Source organism: Micromonospora sp. CNZ296 (assembly GCF_007827635.1).
Window position 1 is genome coordinate 19,267 of sequence record NZ_VISW01000010.1, and the last position, 15,742, is coordinate 35,008.

General features: G+C 73.2%; 20 protein-coding genes. 9 read left to right on the forward strand and 11 right to left on the reverse strand.

The features are described 5' to 3' along the window. Positions 1-17 precede the first annotated feature (17 nt). Genes FB455_RS17595 through FB455_RS17605 form a run of 3 tightly spaced genes read left to right on the forward strand, consistent with a single transcriptional unit; the run spans position 18 to position 2,354 of the window. On the forward strand, positions 18-617 hold the full coding sequence (locus tag FB455_RS17595) for a TetR/AcrR family transcriptional regulator (RefSeq protein ID WP_145754121.1): 600 nt from the start codon (positions 18-20) through the stop codon (positions 615-617). Positions 618-633: 16 nt separating this feature from the next. Continuing rightward, complete coding sequence (locus tag FB455_RS17600; protein WP_013283278.1) at positions 634-1,164, forward strand: SigE family RNA polymerase sigma factor; 531 nt, start codon at positions 634-636, stop codon at positions 1,162-1,164. Further along, positions 1,161-2,354 carry a hypothetical protein gene (locus tag FB455_RS17605; RefSeq protein ID WP_145754124.1) on the forward strand — a complete coding sequence of 398 codons (1,194 nt, stop codon included), beginning with the start codon at positions 1,161-1,163 and terminating at the stop codon, positions 2,352-2,354. The genes FB455_RS17600 and FB455_RS17605 overlap by 4 nt, the downstream gene beginning before the upstream one ends. 81 nt (positions 2,355-2,435) lie before the next feature. On the opposite strand, the gene FB455_RS17610 is transcribed toward FB455_RS17605, so the two are convergent. The 3 genes from FB455_RS17610 to FB455_RS17620 are packed head-to-tail and all read right to left on the reverse strand — an operon-like array spanning position 2,436 to position 4,598. Further along, the gene (locus FB455_RS17610; protein WP_013283276.1) at positions 2,436-3,338 is read right to left on the reverse strand and encodes a sulfurtransferase; all 903 of its coding nucleotides are present in this window, start codon (positions 3,336-3,338) and stop codon (positions 2,436-2,438) included. Between the two features lie 40 nt (positions 3,339-3,378). Then, on the reverse strand, positions 3,379-3,825 hold the full coding sequence (locus tag FB455_RS17615; protein WP_013283275.1) for a hypothetical protein: 447 nt from the start codon (positions 3,823-3,825) through the stop codon (positions 3,379-3,381). Between the two features lie 2 nt (positions 3,826-3,827). Continuing rightward, the gene (locus FB455_RS17620) at positions 3,828-4,598 is read right to left on the reverse strand and encodes an SGNH/GDSL hydrolase family protein (protein WP_013473339.1); all 771 of its coding nucleotides are present in this window, start codon (positions 4,596-4,598) and stop codon (positions 3,828-3,830) included. A 254-nt stretch (positions 4,599-4,852) separates the two neighbouring features. Here FB455_RS17620 and FB455_RS17625 point away from each other — a divergent pair, with 254 nt between their 5' ends. Both FB455_RS17625 and FB455_RS17630 read left to right on the forward strand, forming a co-directional pair. Next, positions 4,853-6,334, forward strand: a complete 1,482-nt coding sequence (locus FB455_RS17625) for a hypothetical protein (protein WP_071097298.1) — start codon at positions 4,853-4,855, stop codon at positions 6,332-6,334. Positions 6,335-6,353: 19 nt separating this feature from the next. Further along, positions 6,354-7,760 carry an outer membrane protein assembly factor BamB family protein gene (locus tag FB455_RS17630; protein WP_145754126.1) on the forward strand — a complete coding sequence of 469 codons (1,407 nt, stop codon included), beginning with the start codon at positions 6,354-6,356 and terminating at the stop codon, positions 7,758-7,760. Positions 7,761-7,811: 51 nt separating this feature from the next. Here FB455_RS17630 and FB455_RS17635 read toward each other — a convergent pair whose 3' ends face one another. From FB455_RS17635 to FB455_RS17670, 7 genes are all read right to left on the reverse strand, one after another. Next, on the reverse strand, positions 7,812-8,825 hold the full coding sequence (locus tag FB455_RS17635) for a hypothetical protein (protein WP_255368169.1): 1,014 nt from the start codon (positions 8,823-8,825) through the stop codon (positions 7,812-7,814). Positions 8,826-8,996: 171 nt separating this feature from the next. After that, a complete protein-coding gene (locus FB455_RS17640) occupies positions 8,997-10,103 on the reverse strand; it encodes a TolB-like translocation protein (RefSeq protein WP_013283270.1) in 1,107 nt (368 codons plus the stop codon). Next, on the reverse strand, positions 10,100-10,630 hold the full coding sequence (locus FB455_RS17645; protein ID WP_071097305.1) for a SigE family RNA polymerase sigma factor: 531 nt from the start codon (positions 10,628-10,630) through the stop codon (positions 10,100-10,102). Before FB455_RS17645 ends, FB455_RS17640 begins: the two co-directional genes overlap by 4 nt. 116 nt (positions 10,631-10,746) lie before the next feature. Next, entirely contained in the window at positions 10,747-11,262 is a 516-nt protein-coding gene (locus tag FB455_RS17650) for a putative immunity protein (protein ID WP_145754129.1), read from the reverse strand. Then, positions 11,259-11,816, reverse strand: coding sequence for a putative immunity protein (locus FB455_RS17655; RefSeq protein WP_030269600.1), 558 nt, complete (start codon positions 11,814-11,816; stop codon positions 11,259-11,261). Before FB455_RS17655 ends, FB455_RS17650 begins: the two co-directional genes overlap by 4 nt. Continuing rightward, complete coding sequence (locus FB455_RS17660) at positions 11,813-12,118, reverse strand: hypothetical protein (protein ID WP_036310341.1); 306 nt, start codon at positions 12,116-12,118, stop codon at positions 11,813-11,815. Before FB455_RS17660 ends, FB455_RS17655 begins: the two co-directional genes overlap by 4 nt. A gap of 29 nt (positions 12,119-12,147) precedes the next feature. After that, positions 12,148-12,915 carry a class I SAM-dependent methyltransferase gene (locus tag FB455_RS17670; RefSeq protein WP_030269597.1) on the reverse strand — a complete coding sequence of 256 codons (768 nt, stop codon included), beginning with the start codon at positions 12,913-12,915 and terminating at the stop codon, positions 12,148-12,150. Between the two features lie 120 nt (positions 12,916-13,035). On the opposite strand from FB455_RS17670, the gene FB455_RS17675 reads away from it, so the two are divergent. Genes FB455_RS17675 through FB455_RS17690 form a run of 4 tightly spaced genes read left to right on the forward strand, consistent with a single transcriptional unit; the run spans position 13,036 to position 15,333 of the window. Further along, a complete protein-coding gene (locus FB455_RS17675; RefSeq protein ID WP_145754133.1) occupies positions 13,036-13,383 on the forward strand; it encodes a PadR family transcriptional regulator in 348 nt (115 codons plus the stop codon). A 2-nt stretch (positions 13,384-13,385) separates the two neighbouring features. After that, positions 13,386-13,763: a DUF1048 domain-containing protein gene (locus tag FB455_RS17680; protein ID WP_013283261.1), complete on the forward strand. Its 378-nt coding sequence runs from the start codon at positions 13,386-13,388 to the stop codon at positions 13,761-13,763. Then, positions 13,760-14,572, forward strand: a complete 813-nt coding sequence (locus FB455_RS17685) for an ATP-binding cassette domain-containing protein (protein WP_145754135.1) — start codon at positions 13,760-13,762, stop codon at positions 14,570-14,572. Before FB455_RS17680 ends, FB455_RS17685 begins: the two co-directional genes overlap by 4 nt. After that, entirely contained in the window at positions 14,569-15,333 is a 765-nt protein-coding gene (locus FB455_RS17690) for an ABC transporter permease (RefSeq protein WP_145754138.1), read from the forward strand. The genes FB455_RS17685 and FB455_RS17690 overlap by 4 nt, the downstream gene beginning before the upstream one ends. A gap of 24 nt (positions 15,334-15,357) precedes the next feature. On the opposite strand, the gene FB455_RS17695 is transcribed toward FB455_RS17690, so the two are convergent. Beyond that, positions 15,358-15,732: a VOC family protein gene (locus FB455_RS17695; protein ID WP_013283258.1), complete on the reverse strand. Its 375-nt coding sequence runs from the start codon at positions 15,730-15,732 to the stop codon at positions 15,358-15,360. Between the last annotated feature and the right edge of the window lie 10 nt (positions 15,733-15,742).

Below are 15,742 nucleotides of genomic sequence, written 5' to 3' on the forward strand. Positions count from 1 at the left end.
CGCGTTGGCATACAGTCGTGGACGTGACCGAACCCGCCACCCGCACCCGCCGCTCGGACGCCACCCGGGCGGCCATCCTGCGTGCCGCCCGGGAACGCTTCGCCGCCGACGGCTACGACCGGGCCACCATCCGGGCCATCGCCGCCGACGCCCGCATCGACCCGTCGATGGTGATGCGCTACTACGGCAGCAAGGAGGGGCTGTTCGCCGCGGCGGCCGAGTTCGACCTGCGCCTGCCCGACCTGGCCGAGGTGCCGCCGGACCGGCTCGGCGAGACACTGACCCGGCACTTCGTACGCCGCTGGGAGGCGGACGGGGCACTCGTCGCCCTGCTCCGGGCCGCCGCCACCAACCCCGGCGCGGCCGAACGCATGCGCGGGATCTTCGCCGGCCAGCTCGCCACCGCGGTGGCCCGATCCGGTGCCGACCCGGCGACCGCCGACCGCCGGGCCGGTCTGGTGGCCAGTCAGATCCTCGGTCTCGCGCTCACCCGGTACGTCGTCCGGCTGCCACCCGTGGTGGACCTCGACCCCGAGGAACTGGCCGACTGGGTCGGCCCGACGATTCAGCGCTACCTGACCCAACCTTTGCCCCCGTCCCGCGCGTCTGGCGGGTGACGGAGGGAGGAGCCGGATGGGGCGTGACGCGGACGACGGGCGGGCGGACTACCTCGCCTTCGTCGAGTCGCACCAGCACCGGCTGCTGCGCGCCGCGTACCTGATCTGCGGGAACCGCCACCAGGCCGAGGATCTGCTCCAGGACGCGCTGCTCAAGCTGGCGCTGCGCTGGCCGTCGGTGCGCGACGGCGACCCGGCCGCGTACGTGCGCGCCATCCTCTACCGCGACGCCGTCTCCTGGTGGCGGCGCCGACGCCGGGAGTGGCTCAGCGCGTACCCACCGGACCGGCCGGGTGCCGACGCCGACGCGGCGCTGCGGCTCACCGTGCGCGCCGCGCTGGACCGGCTGCCGCCACGTCAGCGGGCCGTCGTGGTGCTGCGCTACTTCGAGGACCTGACCGAGGTCGCCACCGCCGAGGCGCTCGGCGTCACCGTCGGCACCGTCAAGAGCCAGTGCCACGACGCGCTGCGCAAGCTGCGCGACGTCGTACCCGCCCCCGGCACGTCCGGAGACGGCCTGGTGACCGGGATGGAGGCGAACCCGTGAGCGAACCCGAGCTGACCCGGCTGCTGACCCGGGCCGCCGAGGAGATCCGGCCGACCCGGCCGGCCGAGGCAGGATGGGAGCGGGCCGGACGGGTCCGCCGCGCCCGCCGGGCCGCCGGCGTCGCGGCCGTCGCCGTGGTCCTGCTCGGCGGCGGTACGACCGCGCTCCTGCACCGCTCCGGCCCGCCACCGGCCGCACCGCCCCGCCCGCCTGTGACGGCGGCACCGAGCGCGCCTGTGGTGCAGCGGCCCCCGGACCGGCTCGGCGAGGCGGGCGACCCGCTGGGCCGGCTCGGCGACCGGGTCGCCTTCGCCCTCTCCGACCGCCCGGTGAGCCGGGCGCTGGCGCTGTACCAGCCGGTCGACCCGGAGACCGGCGACGCCGGTCCGGTCCGGGTGCTGGGTGACGACGGCATGGTCCGGGGACTCGACGTGGTGACGCTCGCGCCCACCCGCGACGCCGAGGGCAACGAGGCCACTCCACTGAAGCCGGGCAGCCTGTCGCCGGACGGCCGGACCGCCGCGTTCGCGCAGACCGGTGAGGTGGTCGTGGTCGGCCTGACCGACGGCGCGGTCCGCCGGTATCCGCTCACCGGCTACCTGGAACACGTGCTCTGGGCCGGGGACCGGCTGCTGGTCGGGGACAACGACACCACGTACGAGCTGGACCGGCGCACCGGGGCGGCGCGGAAGCTCGCGGTCGACCCGTGGACGCTCGTCGTGCCCGAGCCGGCCCGGTCCGGTGACCTGTTCACAGTCGGCGGCTGGTCCGGGGACGGCGGCCTGGCCGTACGCCGGTTCCCCGCCTCCGGTGGCGCGCCGGAGCGGCGGCCGGTGACCGCCGGGGAGCTTCCCCCCGGCTACCAGCTGAACGAGGTCTACGGGCGGGGCTGGCAGCGCGGCGACCGGATCGCCCAGGCCGGGTGGACCACCACCGCGGGCGCCGCCGGCACGATGAGCGGCGCCGAGGGCGTGGCGGTGCTGGACGCCCGCACCGGCGCGGTGACCCGCCTGCTCGACCTCGGGCGCGAGGGCCGGACCAAGGGGTGCTGCGAGGTGTACGGCTGGACCGCCGACGGCGCGGTGCTGCTCCGCTACGACGCCGGGCTGGCCCGGTGGCGGCCGGAGACCGGCGCCGTCGACTGGGTGGCGAGCAACGTCCCCGGCCGGCTGTCGATAACCGCCCGCTGACCGGTCCGGAAGGCGGCCGGACCGGCGTAACAGCGGAACCGGCCGGTCCCGCCGCGGTGACGGCGGGACCGGCCGGGACGCTCAGCGGGTCAGGCCGCCGGGCTGGTCGCCCTTCACGACGGGGGCCCGGACCAGGTTGCCCCACTCGGTCCACGAGCCGTCGTAGTTGCGCACCTGCGGGAACCCGAGCAGGTGGTGCAGCACGAACCAGGTGTGGCTGGACCGCTCGCCGATCCGGCAGTACGCGACCACGTCGTCGGACGGGCTCAGCCCGAGCTGGTCGCCGTAGATGGCGCGCAGCTCGTCGGCGGACTTGAACGTGCCGTCGTCGTTCGCGGCGGACTTCCACGGCTTGCTCACCGCGCCCGGGATGTGCCCGCCACGCAGCGCGCCCTCCTGCGGGTAGTCCGGCATGTGCAGCATCTCGCCGGTGTACTCGCCGGGCGAACGCACGTCCACCAGCGGCCGCCCGGCCGCCACGTGCGCCATGACCTGCTCCCGGTACGCGCGGATCGGCGCGTCGTTGCGCTCCGGCACCGGGTACGAGGCGCGGGGCCGGCTCACCTTGTCCCGGGTCAGCTCCCGCCCCTCGGCGATCCACTTCTGCCGGCCGCCGTCGAGCAGCCGTACGTCCTGGTGACCGAAGAGGGAGAAGACCCAGAGGGCGTACGCGGCCCACCAGTTGAAGTTGTCGCCGTAGAAGACGACTGTGTCGTCCCGCCCGATGCCCTTGGCCGCGCACAGCTCGGCGAAGCTCGCGGCGTCCAGGTAGTCGCGGGTGACCTGGTCGTTGAGTTCGGTGTGCCAGTCGACCTTGACGGCGCCGGGGATGTGGCCGGTGTCGTAGAGGAGCACGTCCTCGTCGGACTCGACCACCACGAGCCCTTCGTCGCCCAGGTGCTCGGCCAGCCACTCGGTGGTGACCAGGCGCTGCGGGTCGGCGTACGACTGGAGGTGGGGATGCGGATCGCTCGGCACAGGCATGATCCCCAAGGTACGCCGGATCAGCGCGGTGCGGTGCCGGTCAGGCGCGGCGGTGCACCAGGCGGCCGGCGACCACTGTCGCCAGGCAGGAGCCGTCCGCGTCGAACACGGCGAGGTCGGCGCGCCCGCCGGTCACCAGCGCGGGCGGCCGGGCGGCGGGCAGCACCGCCACCTCGTTGCGGGCCGCGGCGGAACGCAGCGCCGGGTCGGTGACGTGTTCGTCGAGCACGGCGGCCACGCCGAGCCGGAACAGCGCGTGCACCCGCTCGCGGGGCGTGGGCGCCGGCGGCAGCGGGCCGTCGTGCACGAGCGCCGGCCCGAGCGTGCCGGCCCACCGCCGCACCCGCACCCCGGGGTACGCGCCGGACAGCTCGGCCGTGGGCACTATCGCCTCGACCCGGTCACCGGCGACCACGACGGCGAGCCCGGTGCGGGGTGGGTCGTCGGGTGTCAGCCGCAGCAGGTCGGCGGCGTGGACGGTACGCACGCTCAGTCGCGCTCGACCGGCCCGAGCACCGGCCGCTTGGCGGTGACGAAGTCGCCGGAGGACCGCCCGGTCAGCCGGCGCTTGATCCACGGCGCCAGGTGCCGGCCGGCCCAGCGCAGGTCGGCGGCGCGCGCGGCGAGCCACGGGCTGGGCGCCGGATGCGGCGGCACCATCAACCACTCCTCCTCGCAGCCGATGCCGAGCGCGGTGAGCACCTGGGCGGCGACCCGGCGGTGGCCGGCGGCCGACAGGTGCAGCCGGTCGGTGCTCCAGAGCAGCGGGTTGAGGTAGGTGTCGTCGGCGTACAGGTCGACCAGGATCGCGCCGTGCCGCTCGGCCACCTCGCCGACCGCACGGTTGAGCAGCGCGACCCGGGGGGCCACCAGCCGCTGGCCGGGCAGCCGGGCCATCACGTCGGCGAACCGGAACAGCACCACGTCGCTGCCGCCGGACCGCAGCCGCTGCACGACCGAGTCGAAGCGGGGGACGAACGAGTCCGGGTCGAAGCTGCGGCGCAGCACGTCGTTGCCGCCGGCCGCGAAGCTGATCAGGTCGGGCTTCATGGCCAGCGCGGACGGCACCTGCTCGGCCACCACGTTGGGGAACAGCCGGCCGCGGATGGCCAGGTTGGCGTACCCGAAGTCGGGCCCGGCCTCGGCGGCGAGGCGGGTGGCGACCAGATCGGCCCAGCCCCGGTAGCTGCCGTCCGGATACGCGTCGTCCATGCCCTCGGTGAAGCTGTCGCCCACCGCCACGTAGCTGCGCCAGCGCACGGCGCCTCCCTCAGACGTCCCGGCAGAAGTGCGTCGCACAGTCTGTCACCGCGCGGACCGGTCCCGCTGACCCTGGACGCCGGACGTGGCGGATGTCTCGACGTCCTGTTCACGACAGCCACCCGAGGGGACAAATCCGTCCGACACGTCCGGCGGGGCAGAATCCGTCGTCCGGACCGGGGATGATGTCTGCCGTCATCCGGCCGGGCGAAACCGTCCGGCCGGTCCCGCACACGGCACGAGCGAGGAACCACATGACGCAGGGGCACCCACCGGCGGGCTGGCCACCGCCCGGCAACGCCGACCCCCGGTACGCCGCAGCACCGCCGCCCGCGCAGCCGGGACCGTGGGGGCCGCCGCCTGCGACGCCGAAGTCCCGCCGAGGGCTCTGGATCGGGCTCGCGGCGGGTGCGCTCGCGCTTGCGCTCTGCGCCGGCACGGCGGTCGGCGTCGGGCTGGGCCTGCGCGGCGACGACGAGGAGGGCCCGGCGCCGAAGGCGGCAGCCGGCGCGAACGGCGTCACCGTCACGAACGCCGAGCTGACCGCCCTGCTCGACCGGCACAGCAAGGCGCTGGCGGCGAAGGACCTGGACGGCTACCTGGCCGCGTTCGACCCGGCCCGTAAGGAGCTGATCGCCGGGCAGACCCAGCTGTTCCGCAACCTGGGGAAGCTGCCGCTGTCGGTGGCCCGCTACGAGACCATCGAGCGGCAGGGCCGCGCCGGCGACGCCTTCGGGCAGGGCGTCACGTTCCAGCTCGACGTCTCGTTCGTGCACCAGCTCGACGGCTTCGACCTGGCCCCGGTCACCGAGTGGTACCGCTGGACGATCGTCCGCACCGGCAAGGACGCGCCGATCCGGGTCACCGCTGTGACCGGCGCTCCGGCCGCCGGGAACGGTGGCTCGAAGACCGTCCACTACCCCGGTCCGTGGGACAAGTGGCGGGAGATCCACGTCGAGCGGACCCCGCACGCCCTGCTCATCGCCGACGCCGCCCGGGCCGGCGTGGCGAAGCGGTACGCCCCGGCCGCCGATGTGGCGGTCACGAACGGCCTGGCCGTGTGGCGGGCCAGCGGGCCGCCCGGCCCGGTGCCGAGCGGCTTCGTCATCACGCTCGCCGACGGCAAGGACGAGATGACCTCGCTCTACCGGATCGGCACCGAGAAGGCCACCGAGGCGGGCTTCTCGCTGGGCCTGGTCGCGGCCGAGCGCAAGGACGGCAAGGCCACGATCGGCGGCACCCGCATCGTGGTGGACACCCGCGACCGTTACTTCAGCCGTACCAGCGGCGACAACGACGCCCGCATGGTGTTGCGGCACGAGGTGGCGCACTCCCTGATGACGCCCCGCACCGACCTGACCGCTGTGGACGCGTTCAGCAAGCTCGACGAGTGGGTGGTCGAGGGCTTCGCCGAGTACATCGCGTTCCACGGCCGCCCGCTCGGTGCCAGCGAGCGCACCGCGCAGGCCCGGCAGCTGGTCCGCGGCGGGTGGAACGGCACGCTGCCCGGCAACGGCGAGTGGGACGACCCCGACCGGCTGAGCTTCCACTACTGGCTCGGGCACGCCGCGATGAACCACCTCGCCGAGAAGCACGGCGAGGTGAAGCTGTTTCGCTTCGTCGAGGCCGTCTACGGCGGCACCCCGACCGACCGCGCCGCCCGGGACGTGCTGGGCGTGTCGCTCGACGAGTTCCAGGCCGGCTGGGCCGCCTACGTCCGCGCGCAGGCGCGCTGACCGGGAACGGAGACGACGAATGACGTACCAGCACCAGCAGCCGCCGCCCGCGTACCCGCCGGCGGGATGGCCGGGTCCGGCCGGTGCGCCGCCGGCGGCGCCGAAGCGGCGCGGACGCGTGGCGTTGCTCGTCGCCGGTGGCCTGGTGGCCGTGCTCGCGGTCGCGGCCGGCACCGCCTACGGCGTGTCCCGGCTGGTCGGCGGCGATGACGACGACGGGAGGAAGCTGCGTACCGCCTGGGTGCTCGACTTCCCGGAGCGGCAGCGCAACGGGCTGAAGACGTACGACGGGCAGGACATGTTCGGCGCCTGGCTGGTCGGCGACGCGGTGGTCCGGGCCCAGCCGGACGGCGTCATCGCCTACCGGCTCGACGACGGCGCCCAGGCGTGGGGCGTGCCCGCGCCCCAGGCGACCTCGCTGTGCGCGGCCGCGCAGACGCTCGCCGAGGGGCGGGGTGTGGTGGCGCTCGGTTCCGCCGACTCGTGCGACACGATCGTCGGCTTCGACGCTGCCGCCGGCACGCAGACGTGGCGGGCGACGTTCCCCGTCGAACGCCGGACGGGCCGGTCCGAGATCGTCGCCCCGGACCCGGACCTGTCGGTGACCGCCGGGCAGGTGGTCGTCCGCAGCGGCGAGAACGTCCTCGGCTACTCGCTGGCCGACGGCAAGCGGCTGTGGCAGACCGACGCCGACCGGCTGCTGCCGGGCCGCGACTGCCGCCTGACCGACGCGCAGGCCGCCGGGGACCAGGCCGTTGTGACCGCGCTCTGCGACGGCGACCGGGGCGCGCTGCTCGGTCTGGACCCGGCCACCGGCAAGCCGCGCTGGCAGCAGAAACTGCCCGCAGCGCAGCAGAGCGCCGGGGTGCTGAGCGTCGACCCGCTGGTCAGCCTGCCCGGTCTGAGCACCGAGACGTTCGTCGCGCGCGACGCCGCCGGCAAGGCGCGGGCCACGTTCGGCAACCCCGTCGACGGTACGCGGTTCAGCGACCTGCCGGTCAACCGTTCCAACACGGTGAGCGGGCCGGGGATCCGGCCGTACCTGGCCGACGCGGACACGCTCTACCTGCCCACCGAGGCGACGAACGTCGGCGGCAAGATGCGCCAAGCCAACCAGGTGGTGGCGATCGACCTGGCCACCGGGAATCGGCGCTGGGTGTCGGCCGGGCACACCGACAGCGAGGTGGAACTCGTCCGCCTCGACGAGCAGGGCGTGCTGGCGTGGGAGGTGGGCGACCGGCGGGACCTCGCCCCGCGGCTGGTCCGGATCGACCCGGCCACCGGGGAGGTGAGCGTCGTGGCCGAGGCGCCGCTGTCGGCCGGCACCGAGGGCAGCGACGCGAAGGTGCTGGAGCGAGACGGCACAGTGGTGCTGGTGCCGTGGAAGCACGTCACAGCGGATGCGGCGATCACCGTGCTGCGCTGAAAAGACACGGGGCGGGCCACCCGTCGGTGACCCGCCCCGCGTCGCCTTTCGTCAGGCAGGCACGTAAGCCAGCAGCAGCGCCCCGCTCAGCCCGGCCGGCTCGGTCACCGTCCCGACCGGCTGGAAACGCTTGTCCAGAACGCTGATGCCGTTGTCGCGCCGGACCAGCACCGTGCCGTCGGTGCTGAACAGGATGCTCCGCACCTCGCCCGTGCCGGGCAGGTCGACCACCTTGCTGGTCCTGGTGTCGACCACCGCGAAGCTCCCGTCGTTGCGGGTCTCGTCCTTGTTGATCCAGCCGACGGCCACGTACCGGCCGTCCGCCGAGACGCTGCGGACCCGCCAGCCGTCGTAGCGGGCCGCCTGGGCCGTCGGCGGCGTGTAGCGGTAGAACGTCACCTTCGGGTCGGTCGTCGCGTACGGCCGCCCCTCGGAGACGGCGGCCCAGTTGCGGCCGTCCGGCGTCCACCACTTCAGAGTCTCGTTGCCGGCGTCGCCGTCGGCGGGCTTGCGGCTGCTCAGGTCGATGAGCGCCATGTGGCCGTCCTGCTGCACCAGCACCCGGTCGTTGGTGTTCCACACGAGCGGGTCGCCGCCGTCGCAGGGCGCCTTGCCGGAGAAGGGCGGCTCCGTCGCGATGGTGGCCCGGTCGCTGCCGTCGATCCGGGTGGTCACGAGCTTGCCGGCCTCCGCTCCGGCCGCTCCCTCCACCCAGGCCAGCCGCTCGCCGTACGGCGAGATGGTGATGGTGTTCCGGACGCAGTCGCCGCCGCCGTACGGGACGCTGGCGCTCACCCGGTCGGTGCCGCCCTTGACGACGTGCACCTCCGCGGCCTGCTCGCCGAACGACAGGTAGTACCGGGTGCCGGGCAGTGCGGCGGAGGAGGCGTCCGACGGGCTCGGGGCGGCGGACGACGGTGCGGCGGCGGACGACTGCCCGGCTGCGGGGGCGGTCGGCGTGGACCCGCCGTCGCCGCAGGCGCTCACGCCCACGGCGACGAACGCGGCGGCGGCGAGGGCGGCGACGGTACGTAGTCCGCGGGCGCTGGTGACGATGACGTTCACGATTCGATCCTCGGGGGTTGGTTGGTGCGCGTCTCTGATGCACTCCCAGACGTCGGTTTCGATCTGCATGGTTGCCGCCTGATCGAAAGAACTTCGGCCCCGGGTCGGCGGACGCGGACAGGCCCCCGGCGCACGAAGCGCCAGGGGCCTGTAGGGGTTGTCTGAGGCGGCTCAGGGCACGTACGCCAGCAGTGCCCGGTTCCGGGTCGGTGCCGGCTCGGTCACCGTGCCGAGTGGCTTGAACTCACGGTCGAGGACCGTGATGCCGGTGCCGCGCCGCAGCAGCACCGTGCCGTCGGCGCTGAACAGGATGCTCCGTACCTCGCCCGTGCCGGGCAGGTCGACCACCTTGCTGGTCCTGGTGTCGACGACCGCGAAGCTGCCGTCCCGGCGGGACGGGTCGGTGCCGATCCAGCCCACTGCCACGTAGCGGCCGTCGGTGGACACGCTGCGGGCCTCCCAGCCGTCCCACTTCGCGGCCTCCTGCTGGGGAGGGGTGTAGGTGTACTGCCGCAGGTCGGTGGTGTCCGAGACGTAGGGTTTGCCGTCCGACTCGGCGGCCAGCCAGGTGCCGTCGGCGGACCAGCAGCGTTTGGTCTCCTGGCCCGGGTCGCCGACGACCTGCTTGTTGGCCACCACGTCGTAGAGCACGGACTGGCCGTTCTTCCGCTGCACCATCAGCCGGTCGTCGCCCTTCCACCGCATCGGGCGGGCGCCGAAACAACTGATCCCCTCCGCGAGGGTCGTCGCCCCCTTGTCTCCGACGGTGGCGATCAGCAGCACCCCGCTCGCGTTGTCGGTGCTGTCCTGCACCCAGACCACCCGCTTGCCGTCCGGCGAGACGCTGACGGTGTTGGACTCGCAGCGAGAGGCGGCCTCGTGGACGACCTCGTGGACCACCCGGTCCCGCGTGCCGCGGACCTCGTGGATCCGCGATCGGGTGGACGTCTGCTCCAGGTAGTAGCGGGTACCGGCGAGCGCCGACTGCGACTGGCCGGTGGCGGTGCTCGCGTCGGGGGAGGGCGTACGGGACGGCTCGACCGGCGGGGCGGTGACTGTGACCGACGGGCCGGCCGGTGCGGGCGCCTGGCTGTTCGGCCGGATCGCCAGCGCCGTCCCGGTCGCGGCGGCCAGCACCACGAGCGCGGCGGCGGAGGTGGCGACGGCCCGCTGGATGCCGAGCCGCCGCGAGGTACGCAGCGCCCGGTCCCGCAGGTCGACCGGGGTGACCTCCTCGGCCAGGTCGGCCAGGTCGAAGCGCAGTCGGTCCTGGTTCATCGGGCGGTTCCTTCCGTGACGTACAGCTCGGCGAGCTCCGGGGCCACGCTGCGCAGCTTCGCCAGCGCCTTGGAGGTCTGGCTCTTGACGGTGCCGACGGTCACGCCGAGCAGGTCGGCGGCCTCGGCTTCGGTGCGGTCCTCGAAGAACCGCAGGACCAGCACGGCCCGTTGCTTGGCGGACAGCCGGGCCAGCGCGGCCCGGAGAGCCAGCCGGAGCGTGGTCTGCTGGGCGTGGTCGGGGGCCGAGTCGCCTCCGCGCGGCTCGGGCATGTCGCCCGGCATCGACTCGGCCACCCGGCGGCGCCGCCACCAGGAGACCTGCAGGTGGTACATGGTCTTCCGGGTGTACGCCTCCGCGTTGCCGGTCTCGTGCAACCGGTTCCAGGCACGGTGGGTACGGGCGAGGGCGGACTGGACGAGATCCTCGGCCAGATGCTGGTCGCCGGTCAGCAGGTAGGCGGATCGCAGTAACGCGGGGGTACGAGTTCGGACGAACAGGTCGAACTCATTCAGGAGAGGGTCCACACGAGCCGGTCCTTGGGGTCAGGTGGTACATCAGCGTGACGCCTTCCGAGACGCCACCTGTGCACGCCATGGTTGCCGCCGCCGGTGACTCTTTCTCGACAGCCCTCGGCCGGGCGTCAGCAGTCGAAGACCGACCAGCAGATGTCGTTGCGCAGGCGCTGGTCGTCCAGGACCAGGTCGCGGATCTCCGCCGGGAGCTGGTCGCGCTGCCACCGGCACTCGTCGCGCCCGGCCGCCTCGGCGAGACCGGCGGGCGCCGCCGCGCGTACCGCCTTGATCGCGTACGCGGCGGCACCGAGTTCGTGGGCGGCCACGTGGGCCACGACGGCGGCCTGACCGGCGGCGTACGCGGCGTTGCGTGCCGCCCCGCGCAGGTCCCGGGCCGCACCCATGGCGTGACCGCCCGCCGCACGCGCCTCCATCATCCTGACCTCGCCCCGCACCCAGGCCCGGGCGTGCTCGATCGCCTCGCGTGGGCGGCTGTCCTCCGGCCGGACCGCCTCGAACAGGCCGAGGACGTGCTCGGCGCAGATGGCGGCCCAGAGCGCCAGCAGGTGGTGGTGCTCGTCGGTGAGAGTGCCGCCCCGGCGGATCGTCGTGAACCGGGGATCGCGGACCTTCGGCAGGATCACGACGCGGCCTCCGGCCCGGCGGTGCCCTGGCGCAGGTCGTGGTCCAGAGTGCTCATCAGCCGGGCGACCCGGCTGCCGCCGCCGGTCAGCGGCGGATAGCGGCGGAGCACGTCGACGAGCACCGGCGTGGCGAGCCGTCGGGACCGGTCCACCTGCGAATCCCCGACGGCCTCGTCGCCGCCGGCCTCCAGTTCGGCGACGCGCGCGGCGTTGGCGGCCGCCCGCAGGATGTGACCGACCTGGGTGGCCTTCGCGATGGGGTGCAGGTACGCGGCCGCGGCGGCGTCACCCGCGGCCCGGGCGGCCAGGCGCGCGGCCTCGGTGGGCGCGGACCGGGCGGCCCGGTGCGCGTCGAGGGACGTGACCCGCTGGAGTCTCGTCCGGGCGGCGCCGCGCGCGAACGTCCAGGCCGCGTCGACAGCCGCGCGGGGACGCGGGTCACCGGGAACCGCCCGCTCGTAGACCGGGAGCACGTCCTCCGCGTGCCGGACCGCGTACCGCGCCACCTCGCGCAGCTCGTCCGTCGTCAGGTCGAAGTCCCCGGGCGCTGTCATGTCGCGGGCATCGTATCGGTGATGCTGCGCCGGTACGGGCCCCAGCCGACGAACCGCTCGAACAGCTCGCGCGGGGTCGGCCCGTCCTGCGGGTTGAGGCGGAACAGGTCGTGGGTGGCCTCGTGGTAGAGCCCGGACAGGTAGACGGCCAGGTCGACGGGGTGGTCCGCGTACTCGACCTTGAGCAGCAGGCGGGCCTGCGCGCAGGGCCACGGTCCGCCGCAGGCGCGGCAGAGCCAGAGCGGCCGGATCGGCAGGTGGGCCGGGTGGTCCGGCGGGTAGGGGCGGGTGCTCACCTTCACGCCCGACGCCTGGCGTGCCTTCGTCCGGCTCAGCGGGCGCCGCGCGTCGAGCTGATCAGCACTGTGTGCTTGCGTACCCGGAAGGCGCCCTCGGCGTCGATGCGGGCCTCGATCGCGGCGCGGGCGGCCGCCTCCTGCGCGGCGGGCAGCGGCCCGATCATGCTGGCGACGTACGCGAGGATCGGCTCCGCGGCGGGCACCACCAGCTCGTCCGGGTAGCGCTCGACCGTCACGTCGTCGAAGTGGGCGGCGACCCGGGCCGGTGTCGTCTCGGCGGTCACGTCGTTCCGGTCGTGGAACCGGACAGCCAGGTCGGGGCGCCCGATCACCGCGCCGAGCGTGTTCAGCTCGGCCATGTGGTCGCGGCCGTTCACGGCGACGGCGAGCCGCCCGCCGGGGCGCAGCACCCGGGCGAACTCGCGCAGCGCGGCGTCCGGATCGTCCAGGTGGTAGAGCATGCTGTTGGCGATCACCGCGTCGGCGACGCCGGTGCGGAACGGCAGGTGCGTGGCGTCGCAGCGCAGCACCCGCGCGCCGGGCACCTCGCGCAGCCGCGCGCACATGGCGGGCGAGAAGTCGGTGAGGGTGAGTCGGCCGCGACGGCCGACCCGGCGCCACAGCTCGCCGGTGCCGGCGCCCACCTCCAGCACGTCGCCGGACAGCGGCAGCCGCTCGCCGAGCCAGGCGAACCAGTCCTGCGGGTTGGTGCCGTACGAGTGCAGCGCCATGCGGGCGGTCAGGTTGCCCGTCGTCGTCGCGTACTGGCTCACGGCGCGAGCCGAAGGAGTGGTGGTCATCCGCCGAACGTAGAGGAAGCGGTTCTCCGGGATCCCCGGTATTAAGCGTTGCTAGCTACCGGTACCTAGTGTTACTTTCTACTGGTACTCAGCGACGCTCAATAGCGAGGGAACGAGGACATGGCCAACCAGATGACGGAGATGCTGAAGGGCACCCTCGAAGGCATCGTCCTGGCGATCCTGGCCCGGCGATCCGCGTACGGCTACGAGATCACCGCCTGGCTGCGCGACCGCGGATTCTCGGACATCGCGGAAGGCACCATCTACGCGCTGCTCGTCCGCGTCGAGCAACGCGGTTTCGTGGACGTGGAGAAGGTTCCCTCCGAGAAGGGGCCCCCGCGGAAGGTGTATTCGATCAACGCAAAGGGGCGGGATCAGCTCGCCGAGTTCTGGCGGACGTGGAGCGTCCTCGCGGAACGCATCGACCACCTTCGTGACAACGACGACCGGCACGACCAAGGAGCATGAGCATGGCCGCGAAGTGGATCGAGACGCTCGTCGGATCGCTCGACCAGAAGAAGCAGTACAAGCGGCACATGGCCCGCATGGAGGCCCTGCCGGAACCCCATCGCAGCGCGGCCAAGGCGCTCCAGCGGTACTTCATGTACCAGGGCGGGATCGTCGACGGGAACACACTCGTCGCGATGCTCGGCGACTCCGTGGACCTCTGGGAGCGCGCGGTCGCCGACAACACGCCCGTCCGCGCGATCGTCGGTGACGACCCGGTCGAGTTCGCCGAGACGTTCGTGTCCGCGTACTCCGGGAGGCAGTGGATGGACAAGGAGCGCGAGCGCCTCCGGAAGGCGATCGACGCCGCCGCCGGCAACAGCGGGGAGGAACACTCATGACCACCGCGACGCGCGAACCCGCCATCCGGGTTCGGGGCATCACCAAGTCCTACAAGGACCTGCACGTGCTGCGGGGCGTCGACTTCGAGGTGACGGCCGGGAGCATCTTCGCTCTGCTCGGTTCGAACGGCGCCGGAAAGACCACGCTCGTGCGGATCCTGTCGACGCTGCTCAAGGCGGACACCGGCACCGCGGCCGTCCACGGCTTCGACGTCGCTTCGGCTCCCGCCGCGGTACGCGAGTCGATCAGCCTGACCGGCCAGTTCGCCGCCGTCGACGAAGTGCTCACCGGCCGGGAGAACCTGGTCCTGGTCGCGAAGCTCCGCCACCTGAGGAATCCGGGTGCGGTCGCCGACGACATGCTGGCCCGTTTCTCGCTCACCGACGCGGGGAACCGCCGGGCGGGGACGTACTCGGGCGGCATGCGCCGGCGGCTGGACATCGCGATGAGTCTCGTCGGCAACCCGCCGGTCGTGTTCCTCGACGAGCCGACCACCGGCCTCGACCCGCAGGCCCGCATCGAGGTCTGGCGGACAGTGCGGCAGCTCGCCGAGGACGGCACCACCATCCTGCTCACCACCCAGTACCTCGACGAGGCCGAGCAACTCGCCGACCGGATCGCGATCCTGCACGAGGGAACGATCATCCAGAACGGCACTCTCGCCGAGCTGAAGCGGCTCCTCCCGACCGCGAAGGTCGAGTACGTCGAGAAGCAGCCGACCCTTGAGGACGTCTTCCTCGCCCTCGTGGGCCACACCGCCAGGGCCGCCGACAAGGCAGCCGTGCCCGCAGGAGAGGAATCCCGATGACCATCCACGTCCTCAGCGACACCGGAACCCTCACCGGCCGTTCCCTGCGGCACATCCTCCGCAGCCCGGACACCATCATCACCACGGCGGTCACCCCCGTCGCGCTGATGCTGCTCTTCGTGTACGTGCTCGGTGGAGCCATCAACACCGGATCCGGCGAGTCGTACATCAACTACATGCTGCCGGGCATCCTCCTCATCACGATCGCGTCCGGCATCGCCTACACGGCGTACCGCCTGTTCCTCGACATGCAGGGCGGCATCTTCGAGCGCTTCCAGTCGATGCCGATCCCGCGGCCCTCAGTGCTCTGGGCGCATGTCCTGACCTCGCTCGTCGCCAACCTGGCCTCGCTCGTGATCGTCACAGGCGTCGCCCTGATCATGGGATTCCGGACGGGCGCATCGGTGGTCGGCTGGCTCGCCGCAGCCGGCATCCTGATCCTGTTCACCCTCGCCCTGACCTGGGTCGCCGTCATCGCGGGCCTGTCCGCCAAGACCGTCGACGGCGCGAGCGCCTTCAGCTACCCGCTGATCTTCCTGCCCTTCATCAGCTCGGCGTTCGTCCCCACCGACTCGATGCCCGGCCCGGTCGCCTGGTTCGCCGACAACCAGCCGGTGACATCGATCGTGAACACCCTCCGCGCGCTCTTCGCTCAGCAACCCGTCGGCAACGACGTCTGGGTCGCGCTCGCCTGGTGCGCCGGCCTGCTCCTGGCCGCCTACGCCGCCGCGACGGCGATCTACCGCACCAAGGTCAGCTAGCCGGCCGTGGGAGCCGGTCACCCGTCACAGGTAGAGGCAGAACGGGTGGCCGGCCGGGTCGAGGTGCACCCGGACGTCGTCCTGCGGCTGGAAGTCGGCCAGTGTCGCGCCCACCGACACCGCGTACGCCGAGGCGGCCTCCAGGTCGTCGACCTTGATGTCCAGGTGGGTCATCATCGGCGGGTCGCCGGGCCCGGCGGGCCATACCGGGCGCACGTAGGCCGGCTCGTCCTGGAAGGCCAGCCAGGTGCCGCCGTCCGGCGGAGCCAGCACCACCCAGTCGGACTCGTCCTCGCGACGGGACCAGCCGAGCAGCCGCTCGTAGAACGCGGCCAGGTCCTCTGCGGACGGCGCGTCCAGCACCGTGGTCGTCAGCTTCATCAGCGGTCGCTCAGCCATGCCGCATTCC

Excerpts from the sequence above, each read along its gene's own strand:
- FB455_RS17600 (WP_013283278.1), top strand. The coding sequence starts at position 634 with ATGGGGCGTGACGCGGACGACGGGCGGGCGGACTACCTCGCCTTCGTC.
- FB455_RS17610 (WP_013283276.1), bottom strand. The coding sequence starts at position 3,338 with ATGCCTGTGCCGAGCGATCCGCATCCCCACCTCCAGTCGTACGCCGAC.
- FB455_RS17625 (WP_071097298.1), top strand. The coding sequence starts at position 4,853 with ATGACGCAGGGGCACCCACCGGCGGGCTGGCCACCGCCCGGCAACGCC.
- FB455_RS17630 (WP_145754126.1), top strand. The coding sequence starts at position 6,354 with ATGACGTACCAGCACCAGCAGCCGCCGCCCGCGTACCCGCCGGCGGGA.
- FB455_RS17640 (WP_013283270.1), bottom strand. The coding sequence starts at position 10,103 with ATGAACCAGGACCGACTGCGCTTCGACCTGGCCGACCTGGCCGAGGAG.
- FB455_RS17655 (WP_030269600.1), bottom strand. The coding sequence starts at position 11,816 with ATGACAGCGCCCGGGGACTTCGACCTGACGACGGACGAGCTGCGCGAG.
- FB455_RS17670 (WP_030269597.1), bottom strand. The coding sequence starts at position 12,915 with ATGACCACCACTCCTTCGGCTCGCGCCGTGAGCCAGTACGCGACGACG.
- FB455_RS17675 (WP_145754133.1), top strand. The coding sequence starts at position 13,036 with ATGGCCAACCAGATGACGGAGATGCTGAAGGGCACCCTCGAAGGCATC.
- FB455_RS17680 (WP_013283261.1), top strand. The coding sequence starts at position 13,386 with ATGGCCGCGAAGTGGATCGAGACGCTCGTCGGATCGCTCGACCAGAAG.
- FB455_RS17685 (WP_145754135.1), top strand. The coding sequence starts at position 13,760 with ATGACCACCGCGACGCGCGAACCCGCCATCCGGGTTCGGGGCATCACC.
- FB455_RS17690 (WP_145754138.1), top strand. The coding sequence starts at position 14,569 with ATGACCATCCACGTCCTCAGCGACACCGGAACCCTCACCGGCCGTTCC.
- FB455_RS17695 (WP_013283258.1), bottom strand. The coding sequence starts at position 15,732 with ATGGCTGAGCGACCGCTGATGAAGCTGACGACCACGGTGCTGGACGCG.